Source organism: Streptomyces rishiriensis, assembly GCF_030815485.1.
In the GTDB taxonomy this organism is placed as follows: domain Bacteria; phylum Actinomycetota; class Actinomycetes; order Streptomycetales; family Streptomycetaceae; genus Streptomyces; species Streptomyces rishiriensis_A.
The window spans coordinates 8,460,455-8,468,316 of record NZ_JAUSWV010000002.1 but is presented as its reverse complement, the minus strand read 5'-3'; the positions used below and the strand labels follow the sequence as shown (position 1 = coordinate 8,468,316).

At 68.8% G+C, this 7,862-nt stretch carries 6 protein-coding genes and 1 pseudogene; 1 reads left to right on the top strand and 6 read right to left on the bottom strand.

The genetic code is table 11. The features are described 5' to 3' along the window. A partial coding sequence (locus tag QF030_RS39850) for a heavy metal translocating P-type ATPase (RefSeq protein ID WP_307167442.1) occupies positions 1 to 1,485 on the top strand: 1,485 nt, incomplete at its 5' end. A gap of 175 nt (positions 1,486 to 1,660) precedes the next feature. Here QF030_RS39850 and QF030_RS39845 read toward each other — a convergent pair. The 6 genes and pseudogenes from QF030_RS39845 to QF030_RS39820 all read right to left on the bottom strand — a co-directional run bounded on the left by QF030_RS39845 (position 1,661) and on the right by QF030_RS39820 (position 7,674). Beyond that, positions 1,661 to 2,269, bottom strand: coding sequence for a hypothetical protein (locus tag QF030_RS39845; RefSeq protein ID WP_307167867.1), 609 nt, complete (start codon positions 2,267 to 2,269; stop codon positions 1,661 to 1,663). A gap of 85 nt (positions 2,270 to 2,354) precedes the next feature. Then, positions 2,355 to 2,534: pseudogene (locus QF030_RS40730) on the bottom strand (DUF6191 domain-containing protein); the annotation flags it as partial. Between the two features lie 42 nt (positions 2,535 to 2,576). Beyond that, on the bottom strand, positions 2,577 to 3,560 hold the full coding sequence (locus QF030_RS39840; protein WP_307167441.1) for a CU044_5270 family protein: 984 nt from the start codon (positions 3,558 to 3,560) through the stop codon (positions 2,577 to 2,579). Then, the gene (locus QF030_RS39835; protein ID WP_307167440.1) at positions 3,553 to 4,170 is read right to left on the bottom strand and encodes an RNA polymerase sigma factor; all 618 of its coding nucleotides are present in this window, start codon (positions 4,168 to 4,170) and stop codon (positions 3,553 to 3,555) included. The genes QF030_RS39840 and QF030_RS39835 overlap by 8 nt, the downstream gene beginning before the upstream one ends. Positions 4,171 to 4,804: 634 nt before the next feature. Beyond that, positions 4,805 to 5,098 carry a putative quinol monooxygenase gene (locus QF030_RS39825; protein ID WP_307167439.1) on the bottom strand — a complete coding sequence of 98 codons (294 nt, stop codon included), beginning with the start codon at positions 5,096 to 5,098 and terminating at the stop codon, positions 4,805 to 4,807. A gap of 47 nt (positions 5,099 to 5,145) precedes the next feature. Then, a complete protein-coding gene (locus QF030_RS39820) occupies positions 5,146 to 7,674 on the bottom strand; it encodes a GH32 C-terminal domain-containing protein (protein ID WP_307167438.1) in 2,529 nt (842 codons plus the stop codon). Positions 7,675 to 7,862 lie beyond the last annotated feature (188 nt).

Genomic DNA, 7,862 nt, shown 5'->3' with positions numbered 1-7,862 from the left:
AGCAACGGCAGCGGCAGCGGTGGCGGCACTGACACCCGGCGCGACAGCGGCAGCGGCTACAACATCAACACCGAAGGCACGACCGGCAACGTCGGCAAGCACGCCACCTCGGGCAACAAGGACGTCGGAGGCCTGCGCACCGACTCGACCACGGTGATCTCCTTCCCCGTCTCCGTCCCCACCACCGGCGACTACAACCTGTCGGTGTTCGGCAACAGCTACGTCAAGGACGCCGACGTCAAGGGCCCGACCAACAAGCTGGTGGAGGACGCGCAGAACGGCAAGGCCGAGGTGCAGCGGCTCGCCGACCGCATCTCCGGGATCTTCGTGCCGGTCGTCCTGCTGATCGCCGCGGCCACTCTCGGCACCTGGCTCGGCGTCACGGGTGACGTGGCCGCTGCCTTCACGGCCGCCGTGGCCGTGCTGATCATCGCCTGCCCCTGCGCGCTCGGCCTGGCCACCCCCACCGCCCTCATGGTCGGCACCGGCCGCGGCGCCCAGCTCGGCATCCTCATCAAGGGACCCGAGGTCCTGGAGTCCACCCGCCGCGTCGACACCGTCGTCCTCGACAAGACCGGCACCGTGACCACGGGCCGCATGCAACTCCAGGACGTCTTCACCGCACCCGGCGTCGACAAGAGCGAACTGCTGCGACTGGCAGGCGCGTTGGAGCACGCCTCGGAACACCCCATCGCCCGGGCCATCGCCGTCGGCGCCGCCCAGCAGACCGGCAGTGTGCCCGTGCCGGAGAGCTTCGAGAACATCGCCGGCCTCGGCGTCCAGGGCGTCATCGACGGGCACGCGGTACTGGTCGGCCGCGAGAGGCTTCTGCAGGAGTGGGCCATCGAGCTGCCCTACGACCTTGCCGAGGCCAAGGCCGCGGCGGAGGCAGAGGGGCGTACCGCGGTTGCCGTCGCCTGGGACGGCGAGGCGCGCGGTGTCCTCACCGTCGCCGACGCGATCAAGGAGACCAGCGCCGAGGCAGTGGCCGAACTGCGCCGGCTCGGGCTCCGGCCGGTCCTGCTGACCGGAGACAACCGGCTCGTCGCCGAGTCCGTGGCCAGGGCCGTCGGCATCGACGAGGTGATCGCAGAGGTCCTCCCCAAGGACAAAGTGGCCGTCGTCAAACGGCTGCAGCAAGAAGGCCGTACGGTCGCGATGGTCGGGGACTGCGTCAACGACGCGCCTGCCCTCGCCACCGCCGACCTCGGACTGGCCATGGGCTCCGGCACCGACGCGGCGATCGAGGCGGGCGACCTCACCCTCGTACGCAGCGACCTGCGGGTGGCCGCGGACGCGATCCGCCTCTCCCGAAGGACCCTCGCCACCATCAAGGGCAACCTCTTCTGGGCCTTCGGCTACAACGTCGCCGCCCTGCCACTCGCCGCCGCAGGCCTGCTCAACCCCATGATCGCCGGCGCCGCGATGGCCTTCTCCTCAGTGTTCGTCGTCACCAACAGCCTGCGCCTGAGGTCCTTCCGATAGGCCCATCCAGCCGAGTCGAACAACAGGACGCGGCGTCGGTGGATCGTCGGCGAGCCACGAACTTCCTGGAGCGGACTACCCGCTCCAGGAACGCCCGCGCGCACCGCCGGGCCCGCAGAGGGCGGCAAGCGCGCCACCAGGACGAAGCACCCCCGCGTCGCCGGGCGGGAAGGACTCACTCATCGTCAGGCCGCGGGGCCAGAGCCCTGCGTCGTCTGCGAAAGAGGCGGCTCGGCGGCAGACGGCCGGGCCGCACTGCCGGGCCGCCGGGGGCAGGTTGCTGGAGAAGGGCGGCAGCCTTCTCGGTCAGGTCGTCGAGTCGCTGGTACACGTTCGCCGCCTGCGCAAACCCATTCCCATGAGCGGTCCGGGCGAGCGCCCGGTTCAGCTCCTTGATGTGCCACACCGCACCTCGGGCGAGGGCGCCCATGTCGGGCGGCGACTCCAAAGCCATGTCCAGAGCCTTCTTTTCGAGCCGCAGAATCGCGCTGCTGAACCGTTCTCGGGAGCCCTGGCGTTCCTCGTCGGTGACAGAAGAGTCGATGGTGGAGGCGCGCAACGCGAGGTCCCCCATGCCGTCGACAAGGGCGCGAGCTTCATTGAGGAAGGTGGTGCAGACCTCGCGTCGGACCTGCCGGAGCCATTGTTCGTACGCACTGGATGCCTGCTTGTCCGCCTGGTACATGGCGCCTTCGAGGGCGATGCGTGCCGCGCCCCAGGCGCCGCCCGCGCCGACTATCGCGCCGCCGAGCGCTCCGACTAGACCGGCTGTCGCTGCGTCCATCCCAACCCCCCGTGTGCAGATCGATCACGCCGGGTGAGCCTATCGAAGGGCGATCAAGCGGACGGTTCCTCCCTCCCTTCGGCAACAGGACCAGTGCCGACTGCCGCTCCTTCAACTCGTTCTGCTTGCCCGGCGAAAGACTCCCGTGCAACTGCTCGAACCCGGTCGCTGATATCTGGCCCCGTCGTGCGCTGTTGCGCCATGGCAGCACTCCAGCCCGTCCCGCGCGGAACAGAAGCTGGTCGGCGAAGGCCGGCAGAGCCACGCTTCCCTATTCGATAGCGGCCGCGCGAACGAAACAGTGGGGCTACGCGCGCTGCTTCATCCGGTCGACGATCGCCCACTCCACCACGTGTGACAGCTGGATGTACGTCTTGTCGCCGGACGCCGAGGTCCGTTCGTCGCGGAAGCCCAGGAACTCATAGGAATCCGGGTCGAAGATGAGGTACTTGCCCTCTGCGAACGGGCTCTCGGGGTAGGAGATCCCCACCCCGGTGCGCCCGGCGGAGTCCTTCACTCCCGGAACCGCCTCGACACCGGGCACCAGGGCCAGCGCCTTGTACGCGGCGGGACGCAGCCCCTGGGGCAGCACCGGCCATTTCAGGAGCTCACCGAGCATGAAGTAGGCGTGGAACCATTCCTGTGCGGTGAAGTCACCGATCGACCCGCTGGACGGTCCGCCGTGGGCGATGTACGGAATGAGTTTCTCCGGGTCGGTGGGCAGCTTCTTCAGCTTGCCCCACTCCCGAGGCGGCCACACGCTCTCGCCCTCCTTCAAGGGCTCCTCCCAGATCACCCGGCCGAGTTCCATGGTCAAGGAGCGCTTGGAGCCGTCCACCGAGTCCCAGCTCACGTCCTCGTAGGTCTTGACCGCGCCGGTCTTGCGTTCCGTCTCCTGGATGATCCGCTTCGAGTAGATGAACTGGTCGCCGCGCGGCGCCACGGGCTTCTCGTACGCGCCCGTCCGCGCTGCCGCCCCGGTCAGCACGGTCACGGCGCTGACGTTGCCCATCCTCGGGGTCGCCGTGCCCGGCACGCGGTCGGCACGGCCGGGGCGATCGCCCTTGTCGGTGCCGCCCTCAGTGATCAGTACCGCCGTTCCCGTAGCCGCCACGGCGACCGCCGCGGCCGTCGCCAGGCGGAGCGCGTGGCGACGGCTGGGGACCGCGCCGGGGTGCTGCGCGCGCGCCATCGCGTTGCGGAGTCGGTAGCGGGCCTTCGCTCGGGCCGAGTCGGTGAGCGGAGCAGCGTCCGCGTCCCAGTCCCGCAGGAGTTCGAGTTCGTCAGTCATGGCCGGGTACCTCTCGCATTGTCGTGGGATCGGATCCGCCCAACGCTTCGCGTAGCTTGCTGCGAGCCCGGTGCAGCCGTGATCTGACCGTGCCGATGGGTATGCCCAGGGCCTGGGCCACCTCCTCGTAGCCGAGACCGCCCCACGCCACCAGCAGCAGCACGTCCCGGTGCCGTGCGGGCAGGGCGGCCAGTGCCGCCGCCAGCTCGCGCCGTACGGCCTGTGCCCCCACCCGGGCCGCGGCACGGTCGGCCAGCGGCTCCTCGTGGTCGGCCGGGGCCGGGATGCGGGCCATGGCTTTGAAGCGGCGGCCCTCGGCCCGCCGGTGTCGGCCGACCATGTTGGTCGCTATACCGAACAGCCAGGGCCGGGCGCCGTCGCTGGTCGCCAGCGAGGGGTTGTACCGGTGCCGGAGCTGAAAAGCGGTGGTGAAGGTCTCCGCCATGAGGTCGTCGGCCGGCTCGCCACCGAGCCTGCGGGCCAGATAGCGATGTACCTCGTCCGCGTAGCGGTCGAAGAGCACGGCGAATGCTTCGGGCTCGTCCCGGGACCGCGCAATCACCGAGGCATCGCTCTCCGCCCCCGTGCGGACGCCTGGCTCGACGGTCATCGGGGCTCCTGTCGTTCAAGGGAACATGCTGGGAAGGCTTGGGCTTTCATCCCTCCTTCGCCGCTCGCCTCCGGCGAGTTCCCTCGGGCCTCTCACCCGGAGCGCGTATCGAGAGCAGACCCTGAGCCCGAGAGGTCATCGAGGTGGGTTGTCGCGTCGGCGGGCTGCCTATGATCTCCCGCATCTCGTAATGTCCCGTGTGCCCGCTGACCGAAGGATGGCGAGCTTTCCATGCGGTGATGACCGGCCGGATCAACTCCCGGGCTTGATCCGACAGGTCGCTCGGGTACGGCGGCCGCTCACCCACGTCCACCAGCACACCGCAGCGGCGGCGAACCGCAAGACTGGGAACCGGACAACCTACCTTCAAGCACTACGAGAACCGCCGCCCTCCCGGCGCGGACGGAACGGCACGCTGATGGACCTTGCAGCTCAGATGCCCCCCACTGTCCTCAGCGAGGCCCTCGGCGTCTCCGGCGAAGCAGCCACCGGATGGGCCGCCGTGGCAGCCGGCCCCCCGTGCGCAGTGCGCCGCAGAGCTCGGCCGCCGCTCGATGGACGGTTCCTGCCATCAGCCTCCCGACACCGCGGCAGAACGGTGCCGGCCCGGCACTTCGCATGTGCCGGGCCGCGGTCACGCCGTGGGATTCAGGAAGGTCAGGACGGAGGCGTCCTCCTCGATGAGCGGGGTGAGTGCGGTGTTGAACGGGGGGCCGTAGGGGGCTTTCAGGTGTGCCTGGAAGGCGTCCTCGTCGCGGTAGACCTCGAAGATCCAGTAGGCGAGTGGGTTGGCTGCCCTGGTGTAGACGTCGAAGGTGAGGTTGCCTTCTTCCTCGCGGACCTTGCGGGCGTAGTCCCCGATCAGGCGGGCGACCTCGTCCTGTGTTCCTTCGCGGGCGGTGAACTCTGCAAGGAGGGTTTTCTTCACGGTGTCGTGTCCTTGTGTGATGGCTGTCGTGGCGTGTGGCCGTTGCGTCAGTCGTGGGTGGAGCCGAGGTGCCAGACGGTGGCCTTGTTCAGGTTCACCGAGCCGTTCTCGGCGAAGACTTGGACTCCCTGGCTGGCGGGGTCGGGGAAGATCTGGTCGGTGATCACCGCTTCGCCGTCGCCGCCGAAGACCTCGACGGACGACCAGTCGACGAGGATTCGCATTTTGATCTTGCCGTTCGCCGCCTTCAGAGGCGCGGTCTGGATACCGGGGAAGGTGCGGTTGAATTCCACGGCGCCGGAGTGGGTACGGTCGACGTACAGCTCCTGGGTCGTGGTGTCGTAGCCGATGACGGTCTCCTCGCCTGCCGTGCCGGTGCGTACTTTGAGCCCGAAGCGTTCGGCGTCCCCGGGGGAGAAGGTGGCCTCGATGTCGAGCGCCTTGCCGTTGGCGGCGGGACCGGCCAGTGCCTTCGACGTGTTCGTCACGATGCCGGCGGTCGCGGTCGCCGGGGAGGGCTGACGCAGGGACGTCACGCTGTTGACCGGCTCGCTGGTCAACCGGACGCGGCCGTCGACGGTGCGCAGCGCCATCTGGCGGGGGACGCTCTGTGCTCCGCGCCAGGGGGAGGTGGGGATGGCGCCGGCGTAGTCCCAGTTGTTCATCCAGCCGATCATGTACCGCTTGCCGCCGGGGGCGTTCTCCCAGGAGACGGCGGCGTAGTAGTCCTTGCCGTGGTCGGCCCAGTGGGCGCGCTGCAGGACGGAGAGGGCGGGAGAGTCGGCTGCGGTGAACTGGTCGGCGAGGATGTGGCCCCAGCCGCCGGTGTTCATGTCGACGAGCTGGATCTGTGCCTTCTTGCCGAGGTAGGGGCGCATGTTGAAGGAGGTCCAGTCCAGCATCTCGCTGTCGGAGCCGGTCGCGCTGCGGACGACCTGGCCGTCGACGATCAGATTGACGGACGTCTCCTGGGAGCCGGGCCGGGCCTGGGTGTCGGACAGCACGATCTGGTCGGCGTTGATGTGGCCCCAGCCGCCCGTGTTGTCGTCGACCACCCTGATCCGCGCCTTTTTGCCGGCGAGGTCGCTGACGTCCCAGGTGGCCGTCTCGAGAGCCTCGGCGTCCTTCCCGGTGGTGCTGCGGACGACCTGGCCGTCGACGAGGAGTTCGAGGGCGGTGGGGTTGGCGGAGCCGGCGGGGTGGTTGCCGCCGCCGATGAGGAAGTTGACGTATCGCTTGTCGATGGTGAACTCGGGTGAGGTGAGGGTGCCGGTGCCGGCGTCGCCGTTCACGAAGGTGTTGATCAGTCCGCCGCCCTGGAAGCCGGAGACCTGCTGCTGGCCGGGGAGGGTGCCGGTGGCCGGTGCCGGGCCCAAGGCGTCGCCGGTCGTCGTCCAGGCGCCGTAGGTGCCGCCCTCGAAGTCGGCGAGAATCTTCCCGGGCTGGTGCGGGTGCCGGCCGCCGCCGATCTTGAAGTTCAGGTAAGGGCTGTCGACGGTGAAGGAGGGCGACGTGAGGGTGCCGGTGGTGGCGTCCCCGGAGTGGAAGCTGTTGGCGAGGCCCTTGCCGTCGAAGCCGGCGACGGTCTGCTGTCCGTCGAGCGTCCCGGCTGTTGGTCCCGGGCCGAACGCGGTGCCCGTGGCCGTCCACGAACCGAAACCGATGCCCTCGAAGTCCTGCACGACGGTCCCGGCGGGCGGGGTGTAGGTGCCGTTGTCCTCGGCGGTGAACTTGGTGCCGTCGAAGTCTCCGATGAAGTACTGGGCGGCTGAACCGCCCGCGACGCCGCCGGGGTTGATGTTGACGACCAGGACCCACTTGATGTCGTTCGTGTCCCCGTCGACGGCGAGGGGGAACAGATCGGGGCACTCCCAGACGCCACCCGTCGCGCCGGCCGGGCCGAACTCGCTGAGCTGTGTCCAGTCCTTGAGGTTCTTGGAGGAGTAGAACCGCACCTTGTGCTCGGCGGACAGTGACACCGTCATCAGCCAGCTCTTGGTCGGCTCGTACCACTGGACCTTGGGGTCGCGGAAGTCTCTCGAGCCGATGTCGATGACGGGATTGCCCTGGTATTTGGTCCAGGTGCGGCCGCGGTCGGTGCTGTAGGCGAGCGACTGTGACTGGATGCCGGTGGACTTGTTGTGACTGGTGTAGATCGCCACCATGGGCGGGTTCTTCGCGGTGCCGAAACCGGTGGTGTTGTTCTCGTCGACGACGGCACTGCCGGAGAAGACCATCTCCTCGTCGTCGTGCGACAGGGCGAGCGGCAGCTGTTGCCAGTGGACGAGGTCCGTGCTCACCGCGTGTCCCCAGGACATGTCGCCCCAGGAGCTGCCATTGGGGTTGTACTGGTAGAAGAGGTGGTATTCGCCTTTGTAGTACACGAGGCCGTTGGGGTCGTTCATCCAGTTCTTCTCCGGAGTGAAGTGGAACTGGGGACGATAGGTCTCGGAGTACGGCGGGGCGTCGGCTGCGGCGGCCTGAGGGGTGAGCAGGGCGGCGGACAGGGCGCAGACGGCCGCCGCCGCAGCGGTCATCCGCACGCGGGCATGCCGGGGTACACGTCCAGAGCTCATGGTGTCTCCTGGGCTGCGGCCGTCCACGCAGCACAGCCTGCGGTGGGCGGCCCGAGAATGTGACGCCCTGGTCCGCGACGGCGTCCACACCGCCGACCAGAGGGTGTCAGCGATGACTTGTGTCAACGCTGACATCGAGTGGCCCGATGATGAGCGTCATCCGGCCGACGCGTCAACGGTTCGGACGG

Coding starts and splice junctions, on each gene's coding strand:
- QF030_RS39840 (WP_307167441.1), bottom strand. CDS start 3,560: ATGACTGACGAACTCGAACTCCTGCGGGACTGGGACGCGGACGCTGCT.
- QF030_RS39845 (WP_307167867.1), bottom strand. CDS start 2,269: ATGGACGCAGCGACAGCCGGTCTAGTCGGAGCGCTCGGCGGCGCGATA.
- QF030_RS39820 (WP_307167438.1), bottom strand. CDS start 7,674: ATGAGCTCTGGACGTGTACCCCGGCATGCCCGCGTGCGGATGACCGCT.
- QF030_RS39835 (WP_307167440.1), bottom strand. CDS start 4,170: ATGACCGTCGAGCCAGGCGTCCGCACGGGGGCGGAGAGCGATGCCTCG.